The sequence below is a fragment of the Frigoribacterium sp. NPDC087798 genome, from assembly GCF_044742985.1.
Taxonomy (GTDB): domain Bacteria; phylum Actinomycetota; class Actinomycetes; order Actinomycetales; family Microbacteriaceae; genus Frigoribacterium.
This window is the reverse complement of sequence record NZ_JBIUVP010000001.1, coordinates 1,292,631-1,309,825: the sequence shown is the minus strand read 5'-3', so window position 1 is coordinate 1,309,825 and position 17,195 is coordinate 1,292,631. Positions and strand designations below refer to the sequence as shown.

21 protein-coding genes are annotated in these 17,195 nt (G+C 72.0%); 11 read left to right on the top strand and 10 right to left on the bottom strand.

Translation table 11 applies throughout. The features are described from left to right. Positions 1 to 79: 79 nt before the first annotated feature. The 5 genes from ACIOSR_RS06115 to ACIOSR_RS06095 all read left to right on the top strand — a co-directional run bounded on the left by ACIOSR_RS06115 (position 80) and on the right by ACIOSR_RS06095 (position 5,652). Positions 80 to 910: an ABC transporter substrate-binding protein gene (locus ACIOSR_RS06115; protein WP_159828966.1), complete on the top strand. Its 831-nt coding sequence runs from the start codon at positions 80 to 82 to the stop codon at positions 908 to 910. Between the two features lie 70 nt (positions 911 to 980). Beyond that, positions 981 to 1,784, top strand: coding sequence for an amino acid ABC transporter permease (locus ACIOSR_RS06110; protein ID WP_402752207.1), 804 nt, complete (start codon positions 981 to 983; stop codon positions 1,782 to 1,784). Then, positions 1,781 to 2,548 (top strand): amino acid ABC transporter ATP-binding protein, encoded by a 768-nt coding sequence (locus tag ACIOSR_RS06105; protein WP_402752103.1) that lies wholly within the window; start codon positions 1,781 to 1,783, stop codon positions 2,546 to 2,548. The genes ACIOSR_RS06110 and ACIOSR_RS06105 overlap by 4 nt, the downstream gene beginning before the upstream one ends. Before the next feature lie 387 nt (positions 2,549 to 2,935). Then, positions 2,936 to 4,711: a hypothetical protein gene (locus tag ACIOSR_RS06100; protein WP_402752102.1), complete on the top strand. Its 1,776-nt coding sequence runs from the start codon at positions 2,936 to 2,938 to the stop codon at positions 4,709 to 4,711. An 86-nt stretch (positions 4,712 to 4,797) separates the two neighbouring features. Next, positions 4,798 to 5,652, top strand: a complete 855-nt coding sequence (locus tag ACIOSR_RS06095; RefSeq protein WP_402752101.1) for a family 16 glycosylhydrolase — start codon at positions 4,798 to 4,800, stop codon at positions 5,650 to 5,652. 75 nt (positions 5,653 to 5,727) lie between these two features. Here ACIOSR_RS06095 and ACIOSR_RS06090 read toward each other — a convergent pair whose 3' ends face one another. The 3 genes from ACIOSR_RS06090 to ACIOSR_RS06080 all read right to left on the bottom strand — a co-directional run bounded on the left by ACIOSR_RS06090 (position 5,728) and on the right by ACIOSR_RS06080 (position 7,778). Then, complete coding sequence (locus tag ACIOSR_RS06090) at positions 5,728 to 6,711, bottom strand: intradiol ring-cleavage dioxygenase (RefSeq protein ID WP_402752100.1); 984 nt, start codon at positions 6,709 to 6,711, stop codon at positions 5,728 to 5,730. Between the two features lie 351 nt (positions 6,712 to 7,062). Beyond that, the gene (locus tag ACIOSR_RS06085) at positions 7,063 to 7,302 is read right to left on the bottom strand and encodes a hypothetical protein (RefSeq protein WP_056047051.1); all 240 of its coding nucleotides are present in this window, start codon (positions 7,300 to 7,302) and stop codon (positions 7,063 to 7,065) included. Beyond that, positions 7,299 to 7,778 carry a hypothetical protein gene (locus ACIOSR_RS06080; protein ID WP_402752099.1) on the bottom strand — a complete coding sequence of 160 codons (480 nt, stop codon included), beginning with the start codon at positions 7,776 to 7,778 and terminating at the stop codon, positions 7,299 to 7,301. Before ACIOSR_RS06080 ends, ACIOSR_RS06085 begins: the two co-directional genes overlap by 4 nt. A gap of 208 nt (positions 7,779 to 7,986) precedes the next feature. On the opposite strand from ACIOSR_RS06080, the gene ACIOSR_RS06075 reads away from it, so the two are divergent. Genes ACIOSR_RS06075 through ACIOSR_RS06065 form a run of 3 tightly spaced genes read left to right on the top strand, consistent with a single transcriptional unit; the run spans position 7,987 to position 10,788 of the window. After that, positions 7,987 to 8,550, top strand: a complete 564-nt coding sequence (locus ACIOSR_RS06075) for a hypothetical protein (protein WP_402752098.1) — start codon at positions 7,987 to 7,989, stop codon at positions 8,548 to 8,550. 37 nt (positions 8,551 to 8,587) lie between these two features. Beyond that, complete coding sequence (locus tag ACIOSR_RS06070; protein WP_402752097.1) at positions 8,588 to 9,394, top strand: ABC transporter ATP-binding protein; 807 nt, start codon at positions 8,588 to 8,590, stop codon at positions 9,392 to 9,394. Then, complete coding sequence (locus tag ACIOSR_RS06065; RefSeq protein WP_402752096.1) at positions 9,391 to 10,788, top strand: FtsX-like permease family protein; 1,398 nt, start codon at positions 9,391 to 9,393, stop codon at positions 10,786 to 10,788. Before ACIOSR_RS06070 ends, ACIOSR_RS06065 begins: the two co-directional genes overlap by 4 nt. A 155-nt stretch (positions 10,789 to 10,943) precedes the next feature. Here the strand turns inward: ACIOSR_RS06065 and ACIOSR_RS06060 are convergent, their stop codons facing one another. The 3 genes from ACIOSR_RS06060 to otsB all read right to left on the bottom strand — a co-directional run bounded on the left by ACIOSR_RS06060 (position 10,944) and on the right by otsB (position 13,067). Continuing rightward, positions 10,944 to 11,210 carry a hypothetical protein gene (locus ACIOSR_RS06060; protein WP_192124279.1) on the bottom strand — a complete coding sequence of 89 codons (267 nt, stop codon included), beginning with the start codon at positions 11,208 to 11,210 and terminating at the stop codon, positions 10,944 to 10,946. Between the two features lie 143 nt (positions 11,211 to 11,353). Continuing rightward, positions 11,354 to 12,163: a formate/nitrite transporter family protein gene (locus ACIOSR_RS06055; protein WP_159825328.1), complete on the bottom strand. Its 810-nt coding sequence runs from the start codon at positions 12,161 to 12,163 to the stop codon at positions 11,354 to 11,356. A 127-nt stretch (positions 12,164 to 12,290) separates the two neighbouring features. Beyond that, complete coding sequence (otsB, locus tag ACIOSR_RS06050) at positions 12,291 to 13,067, bottom strand: trehalose-phosphatase (protein WP_402752095.1); 777 nt, start codon at positions 13,065 to 13,067, stop codon at positions 12,291 to 12,293. A 427-nt stretch (positions 13,068 to 13,494) separates the two neighbouring features. Here otsB and ACIOSR_RS06045 point away from each other — a divergent pair, with 427 nt between their 5' ends. Beyond that, positions 13,495 to 13,902: an ATP-dependent DNA ligase gene (locus ACIOSR_RS06045; protein ID WP_192124281.1), complete on the top strand. Its 408-nt coding sequence runs from the start codon at positions 13,495 to 13,497 to the stop codon at positions 13,900 to 13,902. A 78-nt stretch (positions 13,903 to 13,980) separates the two neighbouring features. Here ACIOSR_RS06045 and ACIOSR_RS06040 read toward each other — a convergent pair whose 3' ends face one another. Beyond that, positions 13,981 to 14,412, bottom strand: coding sequence for a VOC family protein (locus tag ACIOSR_RS06040; protein WP_173151739.1), 432 nt, complete (start codon positions 14,410 to 14,412; stop codon positions 13,981 to 13,983). Between the two features lie 64 nt (positions 14,413 to 14,476). Between ACIOSR_RS06040 and ACIOSR_RS06035 the strand changes: the two genes are divergently transcribed. Both ACIOSR_RS06035 and ACIOSR_RS06030 read left to right on the top strand, forming a co-directional pair. Further along, on the top strand, positions 14,477 to 14,749 hold the full coding sequence (locus ACIOSR_RS06035; RefSeq protein ID WP_402752094.1) for a hypothetical protein: 273 nt from the start codon (positions 14,477 to 14,479) through the stop codon (positions 14,747 to 14,749). Between the two features lie 51 nt (positions 14,750 to 14,800). Next, complete coding sequence (locus ACIOSR_RS06030; RefSeq protein WP_173151735.1) at positions 14,801 to 15,214, top strand: SRPBCC family protein; 414 nt, start codon at positions 14,801 to 14,803, stop codon at positions 15,212 to 15,214. A 57-nt stretch (positions 15,215 to 15,271) separates the two neighbouring features. Here the strand turns inward: ACIOSR_RS06030 and ACIOSR_RS06025 are convergent, their stop codons facing one another. The 3 genes from ACIOSR_RS06025 to ACIOSR_RS06015 are packed head-to-tail and all read right to left on the bottom strand — an operon-like array spanning position 15,272 to position 17,112. Next, positions 15,272 to 15,820: an HAAS signaling domain-containing protein gene (locus ACIOSR_RS06025; protein WP_192124285.1), complete on the bottom strand. Its 549-nt coding sequence runs from the start codon at positions 15,818 to 15,820 to the stop codon at positions 15,272 to 15,274. Then, positions 15,813 to 16,148, bottom strand: a complete 336-nt coding sequence (locus tag ACIOSR_RS06020; RefSeq protein ID WP_056047026.1) for a PadR family transcriptional regulator — start codon at positions 16,146 to 16,148, stop codon at positions 15,813 to 15,815. Before ACIOSR_RS06020 ends, ACIOSR_RS06025 begins: the two co-directional genes overlap by 8 nt. A 52-nt stretch (positions 16,149 to 16,200) precedes the next feature. Next, on the bottom strand, positions 16,201 to 17,112 hold the full coding sequence (locus ACIOSR_RS06015) for a MerR family transcriptional regulator (RefSeq protein ID WP_173151731.1): 912 nt from the start codon (positions 17,110 to 17,112) through the stop codon (positions 16,201 to 16,203). Between the last annotated feature and the right edge of the window lie 83 nt (positions 17,113 to 17,195).

The window sequence follows — 17,195 nt, the reverse complement described above, 5'->3', positions numbered from 1 at the left end:
ACCCGACCCGCGCCTCCCGAACCCACCCCGCACTCCCCTCGCACCGCACCGCCTCGCACCGCCCCGACAGGAGAGAACCATGACCAGACGAACGACCACCCGCCTCACGGCCGCCCTCGCCGCGGTCGCCGCCCTCGGCCTCGCCCTGACCGCCTGCTCGTCGGGCGGCTCCGAAGCCGGCGCCTCGAACGAGCTGGGCACCGTCTCGGCCGGCACGTTGCGGATCGGCACGACCGGCGACACCAAGCCGTACGCGTACACCGAGGACGGCGAGCTGCAGGGCTTCGACGTCGAGATGGCGAAGGAGGTCGCGAAGCGCCTCGGGCTGAAGACCGAGTTCGTCACGCAGGAGTTCTCGGCCCTGCTGCCCGCCGTCGCCAACGGGCAACTCGACATGGCGGCCGCGTCCATCAGCGACACCGAAGAACGCGAGAAGACGGTCGACTTCAGCGACCACTACTTCATCGGGTACATCTCGGTCCTGGCCGCCGACGGCTCCGGCATCACCGACGACGAGTCCTCGCTCGACGGCAAGCGCCTCGGCATCGTCCAGGGCACGATCCAGGACAGCTACGCGCAGGAGAACTTCACCGGTGCCGAGCTCGTGCGCTTCCCCGACAACAACAGCGCCGTCGCCGCCCTGGGCTCGGGCACGATCGACGCGCACTTCCTCGACTTCCCCGTGGCCGAGGAGTACGCGGCGGCGTCGAACGGCTCGCAGACCATCGCGATCAACGTCGCCGTGCCCGAGTTCCCGGTGGGCTTCCCGATCGCGAAGGGCAACGACGCACTGAAGACGGCCGTGGACGGTGCTGTCGCCGACATCGTCGCCGACGGCACCTGGCTCGAGATCGACCAGGAGTTCTTCCCGGACCAGCCCGTGCCCGACGAGTTCCAGCCGAGCGAGTGAGCAGGGGGCGACCGTGAACTTCTCCGACGCGCTGGCCAACATCGGCCGCAGCTTCTTCGACGGCGAGGCGATGCTGCGCACGCTGCCCGACATGCTCGCCTACGGGGTGTGGAACACGCTGCTGCTGGCCCTCTGCGCCACGGCGATCGGCATCGTGGTCGGGCTTCTGCTCGCGGTGATGGGCACGAGCCGCCATCGCCTGCCGCGCGTGCTCAGCCGCATCTACACCGACGTGTTCCGCGGCCTCCCGGCCATCCTCACGATCCTGCTCATCGGCACGGGCCTGTCACCGCTGTTCAACCTGTTCACGCCGGGGAACCCGTACCCGCTGGGCATCCTCGCGCTCAGCCTGATCGCCAGCGCCTACATCGGCGAGATCTTCCGGGCCGGCATCCTCGCCGTCGACCGTGGTCAGCTCGAGGCGTCCCGGGCGCTCGGCATGAGCCACGGCGACTCGATGCGGCTCGTCGTGATCCCGCAGGGCATCCGCCAGGTGCTCCCGTCGCTGGTGAACCAGTTCATCGCGATCGTCGAGGACTCGTCGCTCGTGTACTTCCTCGGCCTGATCACGTCGCAGCGCGAGCTGTTCCGCATCGGGCAGGACGCGGCCATCACCAACGGCAACCTCTCGCCGCTCGTGCTGGCGGGCGTGTTCTACCTGATCATCACGGTGCCGTTGACGCACCTGGTCAACGTCATCGACCGTCGGCTGCGCGAGGGCCGCTCGTTCGGGCGGCGCCCGTCGGGCACGGTCCCCCCGGCCTCCCCGCCGACGTCGGCGGGAGCGGTCGCGACGGCCGCCCCCACCACCTCGGCCGCAGCCGCCCCCACCGCCGAACCCCTCGCCCCCGCCACGTCTGGAGCCCCTCGATGACCGCCCTCACCGCGCCTCCTGCCGTGCCCGCGGTCCAGACCGCCGGCGACCTCGAGATCCGGGGCCTGACCAAGGACTTCGGCGCCACCCGGGTGCTGCACGGCATCGACCTCGTGGTGCCCGCCGGTACGACGACCTGCATCATCGGCCCCTCGGGGTCGGGCAAGTCGACGGTGTTGCGCTGCATCAACCGCCTCGAGGAGCCCTCGGGCGGCGAGGTGCTGCTCGACGGGACGGACGTGCTGCACGGCTCCGAGGACGCGCTGCGTCGTCGGGTCGGCATGGTGTTCCAGCACTTCAACCTGTTCCCGCACCGGACGGTGCTCGACAACATCGTGCTGCCGTTGCGCCGGGTCCGTCGGGTGTCGGCGGCCGAGGCCCGACGGGTCGCGCTCGAGCGCCTCGCCGAGGTCGGGCTCGCCGAGAAGGCCGACGTGCGGCCCGCGTCCCTCTCGGGAGGCCAGAAGCAGCGCGTCGCCATCGCCCGGGCCCTCGCGCTCGGACCCGAGGTCATGCTCTTCGACGAGGCCACCTCGGCCCTCGACCCCGAGCTGGTCAAGGGCGTGCTCGCCCTGATGAAGGGGCTGGCCGGCGCGGGCATGACCATGGTCGTCGTCACCCACGAGATGGGCTTCGCCCGCGAGGCCGCCGACCAGGTCGTCTTCATGGACCGTGGCGTCGTCGTCGAGGCCGGGCCGCCGGGCCAGCTCTTCGACCACCCGCGCACCGACCGGCTGAAGACCTTCCTCGACCAGGTGCTCTGACCGCAGGACCCGAGGAGGGGGGGGGGGGGGGGGGGGGGGGGGGGGCCCCCCCCCCCCGGCCCCCCCGGGGGCGGGGGCCCCCCCCCCCCCCCCCCGCCGCGGGGGGGGGGGGGCGGGGGGGGGGGGGGGGGGGGCGGGCGCCCCCCCCCCCCCCCCCCCCCCCCCCCCCCGCGCACCCCCCCCCCCCCCGGGGCCCGCCCCCCCCCCCCCGGGGGGGGGGGGGGGGGGGGCCCCCCCCCCCCCCCCGCCTCCTGCAGTCTCCGCACTTTTCCCGCACCCCCCGTTCGCGTACTGGACAGGGGGGTCTTGTTTCGTCGTCGAGGCGGGCGTACGGTCCGAACGGGTGGCAAAGACGCCACCGGAGACGAGAAGATCATGCACAGACGGATGAGGACTCTGATCGCGGCGGGGGTCGCCGCGAGCGTCGTGGGGGCGGTGGTGCCCGCGCTCGCCGCGCAGTCGGCACCGACCGTGACCACCAGCGACCGGCCGGACTTCGGCCCGAACGTGACCGTGTACGACCCGAGCGTGCCGGCCTCGACGATCCAGGCCGACATCGACGCGGCCTTCGACGCGCAGCTGCGCAACCCGACGGCGCAGTTCGGCGGCCAGCGCCACGCCTTCCTGTTCGAGCCCGGCACCTACGGCCGGGTCTTCGCGAACCTGGGCTTCTACACGGCGCTGCAGGGGCTCGGCAAGGACCCCGACGACGTCACGATCCGGGGCGCGGTCAACGTCGACTCCGGGTGGAACGCCGGCGACGAGAAGAACGCCACCCAGAACTTCTGGCGGTCGGTCGAGAACCTCGCCGTCGAGCCGGAGTCGGGCGTCGACCGCTGGGCCGTGTCGCAGGCCGCACCCATGCGTCGCGTCCACATCAGGGGCGACCTGACGATGGGGCCGTCGAACCAGGACGGCGGACAGGGCTACTCGTCGGGCGGCTACATCGCCGACAGCAAGGTCGACGGCACCGTCAGCTCGGGGTCGCAGCAGCAGTGGTACACGCGCAACTCGACCCTCGGCTCGTGGCAGGGCGGCAACTGGAACATGACCTTCTCGGGCGTGCAGGGCGCGCCCGCGAACGACTTCTCGAAGAGCTACACGACCCTCGCCACGACCCCGGTCACGCGCGAGAAGCCGTACCTCTACGTCGACGACGCGGGGGACTACCACGTGTTCGTCCCCGCGCTGCAGCGGGACTCGGCCGGGGTCACCTGGCCCGGCACCCCCGGCACCGACCTGCCGATGCGCGACTTCTTCGTCGCGCACCCGGGCGACTCGGCCGCGACGATCAACGGTGCCCTGGCGCAGGGCCTGAACCTGTTCTTCACGCCGGGCACCTATCCGCTCGACCAGGCGATCGAGGTCACGCGGGCCGACACCGTCGTCACGGGCATCGGGTTCCCGACGCTCGTCCCGACCAGCGGCGACGCGGTGCTGACCACGGCCGACGTCGCCGGGGTGAACGTCTCGGGGCTCGTCGTCGACGCCGGCACGCAGAACAGCGACCAGCTGATGCGACTCGGCACGACGGGCTCGCACGTCGACCACGCGGCGAACCCGCAGAGCGTGCAGGACGTGTACTTCCGCGTCGGCTCGAGCATCCAGGGCAACGCGACCACCACGTTGCAGGTGAACTCGGACGACACGATCATCGACCACATCTGGGCCTGGCGTGCCGACCACGGCGGCGCCCCCACGGGCTGGACGGTCAACCGCGGCGCGACCGGCGTCGAGGTGAACGGCGACGACGTCCTGGCCACCGGCCTGTTCGTCGAGCACTACCAGCAGTACCAGGTGGTGTGGAACGGCGAGCGCGGCCGCACGGTGTTCTTCCAGAACGAGCTGCCGTACGACGTGCCCGACAACGCCTCGTGGCAGGGCCCGACCGGCGAGGGCTGGGCGGCGTACAAGGTCGCGGACGGCGTGACGAGCCACGAGATCTGGGGTGGCGGCGTGTACTCGTTCTTCAACGCGAACCCGCAGGTGCGCCTGGCGCAGGCCTTCGAGGTGCCCCGGGTGCCGGGCGTGAAGGCCCACGGGGTGTTCACGGTCTCGCTCGGTGACGTCGGCACGATCTCGAGCGTCATCAACGGCGTCGGCGACTCGGTGCCGACGCCCGCGGGCAACACCGTCCCGAGCCGGGTGGTGACGTACCCGTGACCGGACGCCCTGACGACACGAACCGACGCACGGACACGAACCGACGCACGGACACGCACCGACGCACGACGACGAGCGGAGACACGATGAGGACCGACCAGCACCTGACGAAAAGCACCCTGACGCGTCGCACCCTGACCGGCGTCGGTCTGGCCGCCGCCGCAGCGCTCGCCGCGACCACGGTCGCCGCCACGCCCGCCCCGGCCTGGGCCGAGACCTCCGCCCAGCAGGCGATCGTCTGGTCCCAGGAGTTCGACGGCGGCGCGGGCAGTGCCCCCGACCCCTCGGTCTGGAACCTCGAGACCGGCGGGGGCGGCTGGGGCAACGGCGAGCTGCAGAACTACACGAACTCGCGGTCGAACTCGGCCCTGGACGGCAACGGCAACCTCGTGATCACCGCGAAGCGCGAGGGCGACGGGTCGTACACCTCGGCCCGGCTGACCACGCAGGACAAGTACACGGCGCAGTACGGCCGGGTCGAGGCGCGCATCCAGATCCCGCGCGGCCAGGGCATCTGGCCGGCCTTCTGGATGCTCGGGGCCGACCTGCCCACGAACGCGTGGCCGAGCGCGGGCGAGATCGACATCATGGAGAACGTCGGCTTCGAGCCGCACCGCGTGCACGGCACCGTGCACGGCCCCGGCTACTCGGGCGGTGAGGGCCTGACCAGCACGTGGCAGCACCCGCAGGGGTGGTCGATCGCCGACGACTTCCACACCTTCGCGGTCGACTGGGCACCCGGCTCGATCACCTGGTCGGTCGACGGGCAGGTCTACCACCAGGTCACGCCGGCCAGCACGGGCGGCGACCCGTGGGTCTTCGACAAGCCCTTCTTCATCATCCTCAACGTCGCGGTCGGAGGTGCCTGGCCCGGCTACCCCGACGGCAGCACACCGCTGCCGCAGCAGATGAAGGTCGACTACGTGCGCGTGTACCGGTAGGCGACGACCCGAGGAGGCGCGGTGCGAGGAGGTCTCGCACCGCGCCTCCTTCCGTCGCCATGAGGTCTCGGCGGCTCAGCGCGAGCCGGGGGCGCCGCCGCCACCGGGTGCGGCACCTGCCGTCGGCGTCGTGCCCGTGTCGACGCGGACGGTCAGCGCCAGCGCGTAGCCCGACGTCGCGTCGCCCGTCACCGTCGGCAGCTGGAGTGCCCCGCTGTCGTCGCTGAAGACGTTGTCGTCGTCGAGGCTGACCCGCCCGAGGTTGGCCGTCGAACCGTCGTAGTCCGAGAGCGCGTAGACCGTCCGGCACGCGGCCTCGGGCAGGGCGAGCTGGGACGTCGCGATCGCGTTCGTCGAATCGGTGATCGACCCCACGTCGGGGTAGACCTCGAAGTGGATGTGCGGCCATCGCCCCGAGTAGCAGGCCGGGAAGACCGACGAGAAGGTCACCGTGCCGGAGGCGTCGGCGACCTGCACTCCGCGCAGGTAGGTCTCGCCCGTGATGCCGTCCGAGTACATCGAGTACCCGCCGGCCGCGTCGCAGTGCCAGACGTAGACGGCGACGTCGGCGAACGGCACGTCGCCGTTCGCCATGTCGAGCACCGTCATGCTCAGCGTGATCGGCACCCCCGCCGCGGTGGTGCCACCGTCGAGGCTCGATCGGATGTCGCTGCGCACGATGCCCGACCGCTCGAGCACGTCGGCTCCGTTCGAGCCGTCGCCCGGGTAGGGCCCGGCGGTCTCGTCGGGGATCTCGCCCGCCGGCAGCGTGGTGGCCGCGCCCGCGGAGGCGCTCGGGCTCGGCGACGCCGTGGCGGTCGAGGAGGCGCCGGTCCCGCCCGCCCCCGTGGCCGACGTGCAGGCGGCGAGCACGACGCTGCCCGCGCCGAGCCCGATCAGGCTCAGCACGCTGCGGCGCGAGACGAGCGTCCGCAGGTCGAAGGCGACGCCCTGGTCGACGACCTCGTCGTCGACGCGGTCGAGCAGTCGGCCCTCGTAGGCAGGGCCCTCGGGCGTGCGGTCGGGTTCGGGGATGCGGGTCGGGCGGGGGTCGCTCATGGTCACGCTCTCGGCTCGGGGCTGGTCGCCTCGGATGGGATCACCGTCATCCTGGAGCCCGTCCCGATGCGCCGGCCCTGCGCCTCCGATGAACCGTCCATGAAGGAGGCGCGGTGCGAAGAGGTCTCGCACCACGCCTCCTTGCGTCGGCCGCACCTGCGGCCCGCCCGGGCACGAGAGAGGGGCACGGCCGCGGAAGAGTCCGTAGCCGTGCCCCAGATGCCGATGTTGTCGCATGAGCTTCACGGGCAGGGATGCAAGCAACACCGGCCAATGAAGACGCAAGAAAACGCCTTCGACCCGTGTGACGCTACGCCTCCGTCGGCGATCGTGCTCCCAGCTCGACGCGGGTCAGGCCGAGTTCTTGCCGCCGGCCGAACGGGACATGCCGCCCGCCTCGCCTCGAGGGGCCTCGTGTCGGCGTTCCGCCTCGGCCTGGGCACGGACCCCGGCCCCGGGGTCGGTGGCGTCGAGGCGGGCGGCGATCGCCCGGTCACGTCGTCCGCGCCGGACGACGCCGACGGCGGCCACGACGCCGACGGCGACGATCAGGCCGACGACGACGACGGTGCTGACCTCCACGACGCTCACGGCGTCGGCACCCCCGACGAGACGACGACGATCACGGCGATGATCGACCCGAGCACGGTCAGCCCGAGGTAGAGCCAGAGCGGCGCGGCGCTGCCACCGACCCGGCGGCGCACGACGACGCTGCGGCCGATCAGGTAGACGAGCGGGCCGAGCAGGGCCCACGCCCAGGAGAAGGGTCGCTCCAGCCCGCGGGAGCGCAGCGTGCGGTGGTCGAGCCAGGCGAGCAACACGATGCCGATCCAGAGCACGAACGAGGCGATCTGCACGACGCCCAGGTCACCGGCGTCGACGCCCGTCCGGCCCGGGACGGCCAGTTCGAGGGCGCGCCGCATGGTCACCACCACGAGGCCCATCGCGATGATCGGCGAGAGGGCGATCGCGGTGACGAACGGCGTCGCCGTGAAGGCGATCCGTGGTTCGACCGGGGTCGCCCCCGCGCCGGTGACGCCCTGGCCGAGGCCTCGGTGGTCGGTCACGATGTCCCCCTCGTTCCCGGAGGGGAGTGCCCCGTCCGTCGTCCGCCCGGACGTCTGCGTGCCGGACCTGCTCTCGACCCTACGGCACCGACCGGTACGACCGACTCCCGCTGTGGACGGAGTGGGGGCCACCGGGGGATAACCCCCGCGCGGGTCCGTGGGTGCACGTGATGTTCCGGTACCGGGCCCCGCGGCGAGGATCGTAGACATGAACGACACGACCTCCGCGACCATCGCGACCCGCGCCTCCTCGTCCCCCACCACCCGCCGCCGCGGCGCCCTCACGGCCGGTCTCGGCGTCGCCGCGCTCGCCGTCGTCACGCTCACGGGGTGCTCGGGGGCCGTCGACGCGGCGAAGAGCGCGCTCGGTGCGGAGCAGGTGCAGCAGCGCCACTTCGACACCGCCGCCGACGCCCCGAGCACGGCCGACTCGACCGACGTCGCCTGGTTCCTGCCGGCCTGGGTGCCGGCCGACGCCCGCGACCTCGACGTGCGCCTCGACACGCAGGAGCCCGGCTACGAACTCTCGTTCACCTCCGAGACCGGCCCCGACCTCGCCGCCTGCGTCCCCGTCGACGGCGACCTCGGCGGCCCGGCCCTCGACCCCGCGACGCTGCCCGAGCCGTTGCCGACCTCGGGGCTCGTCAGCTGTGGTGACGGCCGCGTCGTCGCCGAGGTCGACGGGCGTTGGGCCAGCTGGACCACCGTCGACGCGGTGCCCGGCGACGACGCGGTGCCCGGCGGCGACGGCAACGCCACGCTGCGCCACTGACCTCACCACCGACCACGACCCGCACAGGAAGATCACGATGACCCCCACTCCCCAGCCCCAGCCCGTCCCGTCTCCCCGTACCGACGAGCCGACCCGAGGAGGCGCGGTCCCCGTCGCCCGCGTCCGGAACGTCACGAAGTCCTTCGGCCAGGGCGACGGCCGCGTCGACGCGCTGCGCGACGTCTCGCTCGACCTGCCGGCCGGCCGGTTCACGGCCGTCATGGGCCCGAGCGGCTCGGGCAAGTCGACCCTGATGCACATCACCGCCGGCCTCGACTCGGCCACCTCGGGCCGGGTGCTGCTCGGCGACACCGACATCACCGGCCTCGACGACACCGAGCTGACGCTGCTGCGTCGTCGCCGCATCGGCTTCGTCTTCCAGGCGTTCAACCTCGTGCCCACCCTCGACGTGTCGGCCAACATCGAGTTGCCGTTCCGTCTCGACGGGCGTCGGGCCACGGCCGACGAGCGCGCCTGGATCGACTGGCTCGTCGCCACGCTCGGCCTCGGTGCCCGGCTGACCCACCGGCCCCACCAGCTGTCGGGCGGGCAGCAGCAGCGCGTCGCGATCGCCCGTGCCCTGGCGACCCGGCCCGACCTGATCTTCGCCGACGAGCCCACCGGCAACCTCGACTCGAAGGCCGGCCGCGACGTGCTCGACGTGCTGCGCACCGCGTCGACGGACCACGGCCAGAGCATCGCGATGGTCACCCACGACCCGGTCGCGGCGAGCTACGCCGACCGCGTGGTGTTCCTCGCCGACGGCCGCATCGTGCACGAGATCGACCGCAGCAGCGCGGCCGAGATCTCGGGCGTCATGCTCGACCTGGAGCGTGTCGCGTGAGCGCCCGCGACCAGCTGCTCGAGCACCGTCCGAGCATCCTCGTGGCCGCTCTCGGCACGACCTTCGGCGTCGGCCTGCTCGGCGTCACCCACGTGCTCGAGCAGATCGTCGCCTCCGACGCCGCAGTCGCCGCGAGCGGCACGGTCTCGACGATGCTCGGCTTCGTCGCCGCGGTCTTCGTCGGCCTCGCGCTCTACGTCGGGGCGATCGTCACGGCCAACACCTTCGCCACCGTGGTCGCCGGCCGGACGCCGACGATCGCCCTGATGCGCCTGCTCGGCTCGTCCGCACGGGACCAGCGTCGGGCCGTCGCCCGCGAGGGTCTCGTGGTCGGGGTCGCCGGGGCCGTGCTCGGGACGCTCGTGGGGCTCGCCCTCGTCGTCGTCGCCGTGCGGGTGCTCGTCGGTCGCGGACAGTTGCCCGACCTCGCGTACTCGTACTTCTCGGTGGGCGGTCTCGTCCCGGCCGTCGCCGTCGTGCTGACCACGGTCGCCGCGGCCTGGGTCGGCTCCCGTCGCGTGCTGCAGGTGACGCCGCTGCAGGCGACCGACGCCGCGCAGGACGCCCCCGTCGCGGGCCGGAGCCGTCGCCTCGTCCGGACGGTCGTCGCCGCGCTCCTCGTCGTCGGCGGTGGTCTGCTGCTCGTCGCCGGGGTCGTGGTCGGGCTGGTCGACGCGATGGGCGTGCTGATCGCGTTCTTCGGTGGCGTGCTGTCGTTCACCGGGGTCGTCGTCGGCGCCCACGCGCTGATGCCTGCCGTGCTGAGCGCCGTCGGCCGGACCTTCGGCACGAGCCAGGTGGCCCGCCTCGCCGCCGAGAACGCGGTGCGTCAGCCCGAGCGCAGCACGCGCGCCACGATCGGCATCGTGATCGGCGTGACCCTGGTCACGACCCTGTCGGTCGCGCTCGAGACGCTGCGCAGCTTCATCTACTCGATCGAACAGGACCCGTCGTACGCCGCCGAGCTCGACCAGGTGTTCACCACGACGCTGCTGATCGTCGCCGCCCTCGTCGGCTTCTCGGCCGTGATCGCCGCCGTCGGCATGGTCAACGACATGTCGCTGAGCGTCATGCAACGGAGGCGCGAGCTGGGTCTGCTGCGCGCGATCGGCTCGACCGCGGGTCAGGTGCGCCGCATGATCCTGCTCGAGGCGACGCAGATGGCGCTGACGGCGATCGTCGTCGGGGTCGTGCTCGGCGTCGTCTACGGCTGGGCCGGAGCCCAGGCGCTGCTCGGTTCGGCGAACCAGGGCCTGCTGATCGCGCCGACGCTGCCCGTCCCGTTGCTGCTCGGCCTGGCCGTGACGGCCGCCGTGCTGGCCGGGGTCGCCGCCCTCGTCCCGGCCCGTCGTGCCACGTCGGTCACCCCGGTCGAGGCGCTCGCCGCGCGCTGACCGGTGCGACGGCGCCCGGTGCGCCGCTCGCCGGCGGCCCGATGAACCCCGTTCACGACGACGAACCCCGAAAGATCGGGGTTCATCGTCGTGAACGGGGTTCATCGGCCGACTCGGGCGTCATCCGTGGGTCCACCGCCGACCAGGGGAACCGGTCAGGCGTCCGTGGCGGGCGGCGCCGGACGGGGATGCCGGATCGTCGCCACCGTGCCGATGACGCAGACCACCGCCAGGGCGGTCAGGCCGACCAGGACCAGGGCGCCGACGACGGACGTGCCTCCGTCCTGCACCACCCGGACCAGGGCCTGGACCGCGCCGACGAGCCAGAAGACCGCTCCGATGCCCCAGCCGACGGAGGAGCCTCGAAACGTCGGCCGCTGCAGTCGGAGCCGACCTCTCGGCTGTTCCGTGTCCTCGTCCATGCTCGCTCCCTCGACGTCATCGGCACTTTCACCGTACGTCGAGTGCCAAGAGGGATCAAGGAGGTGCGGCGACGGTCGAGTGTGCCGTCACGGTCTGGTGCGACGGCCAGGTCCGGCCGAGGGCGGACCGCTCCCGCGCCTCCTCACTCGTTCTCGTCCCGCGCCTTCGAGAAGAGCTCCTTCGTGCGGAGCAGCCGCAGGGAGGTGACGAGGACGAGCCCGCCGAGGATGTTGAAGAGCAGCGTGTAGCCGAACCACCCCGCCCACTGGGCGTAGCTGACGTCGCTGCCCGCCTGGATGGCCCCGAAGATGAGGAGCGAGTCGAGGATCGAGTGGAACAGCTGCAAGCCGGCCAGGAGGAAGGCCCCGGCGACGGCCGCCGCGATCTTCGCGGGCTCGGAGGTGGTTCCGTGCTGCATGCGGGTCATCAGCGTGATCGTGCTGCCACCCAGGACGGCCAGGATCACGGTCTGCAGGGAGAACGGAGCGTCCACGAAGTGGTGGGCCGACTCGTCGAGGGTCGTGTGCCATTCGGGGAAGGCCTGGACGACGAGCCACATGAAGATCCACCCGCCGGCCAGGTTGGCGACCAACGTGGCGCCCCAGAGCTTGAGGAGTTGCAGGAACGTGCCCTCCTTCGCCGCGAGTGCGGCGATCGGCAGGAGGAAGTTCTCGGTGAAGAGCTCCGAGTGCGCCAGGAGCAGCGCGAGGAACCCGATGCTGAACGCCAGGCCCGCCAGGAGGTGGCTGCCCGTCTCGGTCAGGACGGCGAGCATCGCCATGATGCCCAGGCCGACCTCGAGGCCTCCGAAGAAGCCCGTGATGAGCGTGGTGCGGAGGGTGCGGTGCAGTCGCTCGGCGCCTTCTTCCACGGTCGCGTCGAACGATTCGTCGAGTTCGTCCTCGAGGGGTTCGTCCGACTCGCCCAGTTCTCGCCGACGTCGTTCGCTCATCGCTCGTTCCTTTCGCGGGAACGAGTCTCGTCCTCGGGGTGAACAGTAGAGACGAAGCGGACTCCGTGTGACGCAGCTCCTCGATCACCCGGGTCAGGAGGGGCGGGCGGCGAGGCGCGACGTCCTGTCAGGTCAGCGCCCGGTCGAGGCGCCGCAGCCACTCCTGGAACTGCGCCGGGCCGTCGAAGTGGACCCCGCGCACACGGAGGACCTCGGGTGCGGTGTCGGCGGCGTCCACGACCAGAGGGTGGCCACCGGTGCTCGAGGCCACCGCGAACGCCGGGAGATCGCCACGGTCGTCACCCGCGTAGGCCACGACGCCCAGTACGTTCGATCGGATGATCCGCTCCAGCGCCGTGCCCTTGTCCTCCTCCAACGGCATCCGTAGCTCTTCGACGCACTTGCCGGGCTCCCGTCGGAGGCCGTGCGTCCTCACGGCGGATTCGATCAGCGGCGCGATCATCTCCTCTGCGGCCCGCTGATCGGGTGCGCGCCTCCAATGGACCGCCACGGCGAGGGACTTGTCCTCCACGTAGATGCCGTGGACGTCGTCCAACCGACGGTGGAGTTCGTTCGTGGCCGCGGTCACGGCCTCCCGCCATGTCCGGGCCTCGGGCAGGACCTCGACGCCCTGGGGTGTCCACCGTTCGAGGCCGTACGAACCGTACAGATCGACACCCGGGACCGTGGCGCGCTCGGCGAGGAAGTCCGCAGGCCGCCCCGAGAGCAGTGCCACCGTCCTCAGTCGTCCGGCCAGGCCCTCGAGGAGATCCGTCGTGCCCGGCAGGAGTTCGCTGAGGGTCGGATCGTCGGTGATGGGGGAGAGCACGCCGTCGAAATCCATGACCAGGCCCGCGGCGCCGCTCGAGGCCAACGCCTGGATGACATCCGGATCACAACTCATGACACGACCCTAAGTCCGGCCGTGGCTGCGTGCTCGGGGACGTCGACGCCGCCGCAACGCCCACCGCGCCCGCTGGTAGCAAAGCGTTCGGCTTAAGTCCAGATCTGTCGGGCATCGCGGGCGCAGGCGCAGGCTGGGCCTGTCTTGAGGGTGGTTCAGGTCCTCAAGGCGTGCGCTGGCACCGGTCGGGTCCGGTGCGAGCTGCCGGCGACAGGGTCCCGTTCGGGTCGGGACCCTGTCGCCCTTCCTCGTCGGCGGTCTAGTGTCAGGTCTCGAGGAGAGCCGAGCGGACGCATCACCGATGTGGTCTCGTCACCACATGTGGCGTCGCAAAGACGGCCGGCGCAGTGCGCAGTGAGATCCGCACACCACCACAGCCCAGACCCTGCTGTCAGCACCGTCGGGCGTTCTCCGTCTCGGAGCAGCCATGGGATACATCGTCTACGACGGCGACGTCCTCGAGTTCAAGGTCGAGGACCGTCTCCTCGCCCACCTCCAGATCGTCATCGTGAACAAGTTCCGCCAGAACGAGTCGTTCATGTTCTCGTGGAAGGAACCGATCGAGACCGGCGACGGCCGGTCGACCGTCTGGCTCTCGCCCCAGATCAGCCTCCGGTTCAAGTTCGCCGGCAGCCGCACGGTCGAGATCAACCCCACCTGGCTCGCGGCGCTCTACGCCAGTGCGTCGTCAGGCCGGGGCCTCTACCCCGAGGCAGAGCCCGATCACGACCCGGCGACCCACCTGCCCGGCGTGACCGGCACGCACGTCGACTGGGCCACCGACCGTCCCGAGCCGTCGAGGACGAGGGCGGCGAGACCGCCGAGTCGCGCCTAGCCCGCGGGGCGCCACGTCTGGCCTAGCCCGCGGGGCTCCACGTCCGGAGGGTGCGTGCAGGGACCGGCGCGACGCCGGTCACCAGGCGGTCGGGTCTCCGACTCCGCTCGCGACGAAGATGCAGAACGGGTGCCCTTCCGGATCGGCGAAGACGTAGAGGGCCTCGTCGGGGTCGGCGCTCTGGTCGTCGACGACCGTCGCGCCGAGCGAGACGGCCAGGGACCGCTGGCGCTCGAGCGCGTCGGCGTCCGCCACCATGAAGTCGAGGTGGAGTTGCTGGCGCACCGGCCCGTCGGGCCAGGTCACCCGGGGCAGCTCGGGGACTCGCTGGAAGGCGAGGCGGACGCCCTCGGGGGTGCGGAACGTCACCCACTCGGCCCGATCATCCGAACCGTCCGTGGGTGGCTCGTCCCCGGGGCGGTAGATGCCACCGACCAGCGCGAAGTAGAAGGACGCGAGACCGCGGGCGTCCTCGGCGTCGAGCACGGTCTGGCGCAGCTGGAGGTCCACGGGGGCAGGCTACGCCTCGATCGGAGCGCTGGCGACCGCCTACCGCGCACGCTATGGTCCGGGCATGACACAACGTGCCGGCCTGGTCTCCCGCCTCGTCCTGGGTGGCGGTCTGGCGGCGTCCGTCGTGGGCGTCGTCGTGTTCGCCGTCGCGTCGGCGCGACCCGTGTCCTTCGGGTGGTTCGCGTACGCCCCCGTGTCGGACACGACCTTCACCACTGACGGCGTGCACGTGTTCTCGACCGCGAGTCTCGTGGGCGCGGTCGTCCTCGTCGTCGGCCTGCTCGTCCTGGCGGCATGGCTCGGCTACCGACGAGGTGCGCGCCGCCGGGGCTGACCCGGCGTCGTGGGGGTCGCTCGTCGGGCGGAACGCTGCTAGCTTCCCGGCATGACCTGGCCCGCCGTCCACATCTCGCGCGCGTTCGACCACGACGTCGCCGCCGTCTCGAGCGTCGCCGGCGACCCGGAGAACCTCCCCGCGTGGGCGGCCGGTCTGAGTGCCGGCATCCGTCACGAAGGGGGGCGGTGGCTCACGGACTCACCCATGGGGGTCGTCGAGGTCGCGTTCACCGGGCCGGTGGAGCTCGGCATCCTCGACCACGACGTGACCCTGCCGGACGGGACGGTCGTGAGCAACCCCTTCCGCGTCGTGGCCAACGACCAGGGGAGCGAGGCCGTCTTCACCCTCTTCCGCCGGGACGGGATGTCGGAAGCGGACGTCGAGTCCGATGCCCGCCTCGTGCGTGGTGACCTCGACCGGCTGGCGACGCTGCTCGACGAGCGTCTCCCGCGCTCCCGGTAGCGGACCGGTCGACGGGCGCTCGGCTCAGGGGCGTCCCGCGACGAGCAGGAGCCCGCGTCAGGCGTGCCAGCCCCGGCGCTGTGCGCGGACGGCCAGCACGACGCCGACCACGGGGAACACGAGGTAGGCGACCAGGACGACGAGGTGGGTGCCGCCGAGACCCGCCGAGGCCATCACCGTCGAGGCCGCGAGGGCGAGGAGGACCACACCCACTGTGGCGAGCCACGAGGCCGCCTTCTCCCGTCGGCTCCAGGCTCTTGCCTGGCTGACGAAGAGGAGGCCGGCGATCGCACCGACGACCGGCACCAGGAACGAGCCGACGATCAGGACGACGACCGCGACGATCGAGAACGTCCGACCGGGAGGAGGCGCGTCCGGGCTGGTGAGAGGAGCCTCGCCGACGGTCTCGGCGCGCGCCCCGGCGGCGATGAAGGCCGGGTCGCCGAGTTGCCGGATGCGCGCGGCTGCGGCCTCGGCGTCGAGGCCCTCAAGCTCCTCCCGGATGCCGGTGACGATGTCCCGGTGCAGGTCTGCCGGGAGTTGGTCGAGCTCGGTGTCGAGCTGCGCGAGGTAGGCGGTGGTGATCTCGGGTGTGGTGTCAGTCACGGGTGTCTTCTCCGATGAGTCGGTGTACCGAGGCGGTGAACGGAGCCCACTGGAGGCGGAAGGCGCCGAGCTGGTCGCGCCCGAGGGGTGTGAGCCGGTAGTACTTGCGGACGGGCCCCGTCGCGGACGGCTGGTCGAAGGCGGTGGCCAGGCCTTGGGCCCGGAGGCGACCGAGGATGGGGTAGAGCGTCCCGATGCTCGCGACGAGACCCGCCTCGACGAGCTGCTCGGAGAGCTGCCAGCCGTACATGGGCTCACGGTCGAGCAGTCCGAGGATGCAGTACTCGACGACCCCCTTGCGCAGTTGCGCCCCCACGTCCGCTGTCATGCGTCACAAGCTACCTTGCGGTGCAAGACAGGTCAAGGGCTCGGGGGACCGCTCAGGGCGTGGGCGTCTCGGCCACCGCCAGGTGGAGGGCCAGTTCCATGCAGCGCAGGCGGGCGGGGGAGAAGTCGTAGGGCATGCTCCGGATGACGTCCGCCGCGCTCCTGGCGCGGGAGCCCGCCGCCGTCTCGGGCGCCGGGGCCGCCTCGGCACCCTCGGTGGGGTGTCGATCGTCCCAGGCGTCGAAGATCGCGTCGTCCTCGTCCCGCTGGCCCGACTCCTCGATCAGGCCCAGCAGCCTGATGTCGAAGGCGTGCCGTTCGGCCGCCACCCGTGCCACCCGGGGGTCGTCGACGGCGACCGAGTCGTCGAGCGCCTCCTCGGCGGCGTCGACGCGGTCGGACTCGGCACGCAGCTCGGGGTGCAGGGCCAGCACGAGGAATCGGCTCGCCTGGAGGACGGCACCCAACGGGCCGAAGATGCGCTCGGTGACCAGCAGCGAGTCGAGGTCGTCCTGCCGCAGCGAGCCCTCGGGCGCGGCCTCGAGCCGGGTGGAGACGATCTCGTCGAGAAGCCCCAGGCGGCTGCCGAGCATCCGCATGCGCCGGACCGACTCCCTCTTCCGGCGTAGCTCGTCCTCCTGCGCGGCGAGGGTGTCCTCCAGTCGGGCGAGGACGCCGGCGACCTCGTCCGTGGTCTCGGTCACGCCGGTGTCCGCGCCCGGCGCGGCCCCGGTGAAGGCGTCACGGATGTCGTCGAGGGCGATCCCGGCGTCGGCCATCCGGCGGATCCACAGCAGCCGGATGATCTCCGCGTAGCCGTACCGCCGTCGGCCGTCGGTGCCCCGCTCGCGCTCGGGGAGCAGGCCCATCTGGTGGTAGTGGCGGATCGCCCGGGGAGTCAAGCCGACGAACGCCGCGGCGTCGCCGATCAGGACCTGACGGGGCGGAACCGGGATGGCATGCATGGCGGGCCTTTCGACGCGGGACGACACGGGACGTGCTTCGAGCAGACCACATGACGCTGCGGCACCTGCAACCCGGGCGGTCC

Coding starts and splice junctions, on each gene's coding strand:
- ACIOSR_RS06115 (WP_159828966.1), top strand. CDS start 80: ATGACCAGACGAACGACCACCCGCCTCACGGCCGCCCTCGCCGCGGTC.
- ACIOSR_RS06110 (WP_402752207.1), top strand. CDS start 981: ATGCTGCGCACGCTGCCCGACATGCTCGCCTACGGGGTGTGGAACACG.
- ACIOSR_RS06105 (WP_402752103.1), top strand. CDS start 1,781: ATGACCGCCCTCACCGCGCCTCCTGCCGTGCCCGCGGTCCAGACCGCC.
- ACIOSR_RS06100 (WP_402752102.1), top strand. CDS start 2,936: ATGAGGACTCTGATCGCGGCGGGGGTCGCCGCGAGCGTCGTGGGGGCG.
- ACIOSR_RS06095 (WP_402752101.1), top strand. CDS start 4,798: ATGAGGACCGACCAGCACCTGACGAAAAGCACCCTGACGCGTCGCACC.
- ACIOSR_RS06090 (WP_402752100.1), bottom strand. CDS start 6,711: ATGAGCGACCCCCGCCCGACCCGCATCCCCGAACCCGACCGCACGCCC.
- ACIOSR_RS06075 (WP_402752098.1), top strand. CDS start 7,987: ATGAACGACACGACCTCCGCGACCATCGCGACCCGCGCCTCCTCGTCC.
- ACIOSR_RS06070 (WP_402752097.1), top strand. CDS start 8,588: ATGACCCCCACTCCCCAGCCCCAGCCCGTCCCGTCTCCCCGTACCGAC.
- ACIOSR_RS06060 (WP_192124279.1), bottom strand. CDS start 11,210: ATGGACGAGGACACGGAACAGCCGAGAGGTCGGCTCCGACTGCAGCGG.
- ACIOSR_RS06055 (WP_159825328.1), bottom strand. CDS start 12,163: ATGAGCGAACGACGTCGGCGAGAACTGGGCGAGTCGGACGAACCCCTC.
- otsB (WP_402752095.1), bottom strand. CDS start 13,067: ATGAGTTGTGATCCGGATGTCATCCAGGCGTTGGCCTCGAGCGGCGCC.
- ACIOSR_RS06045 (WP_192124281.1), top strand. CDS start 13,495: ATGGGATACATCGTCTACGACGGCGACGTCCTCGAGTTCAAGGTCGAG.
- ACIOSR_RS06035 (WP_402752094.1), top strand. CDS start 14,477: ATGACACAACGTGCCGGCCTGGTCTCCCGCCTCGTCCTGGGTGGCGGT.
- ACIOSR_RS06030 (WP_173151735.1), top strand. CDS start 14,801: ATGACCTGGCCCGCCGTCCACATCTCGCGCGCGTTCGACCACGACGTC.
- ACIOSR_RS06020 (WP_056047026.1), bottom strand. CDS start 16,148: ATGACAGCGGACGTGGGGGCGCAACTGCGCAAGGGGGTCGTCGAGTAC.
- ACIOSR_RS06015 (WP_173151731.1), bottom strand. CDS start 17,112: ATGCATGCCATCCCGGTTCCGCCCCGTCAGGTCCTGATCGGCGACGCC.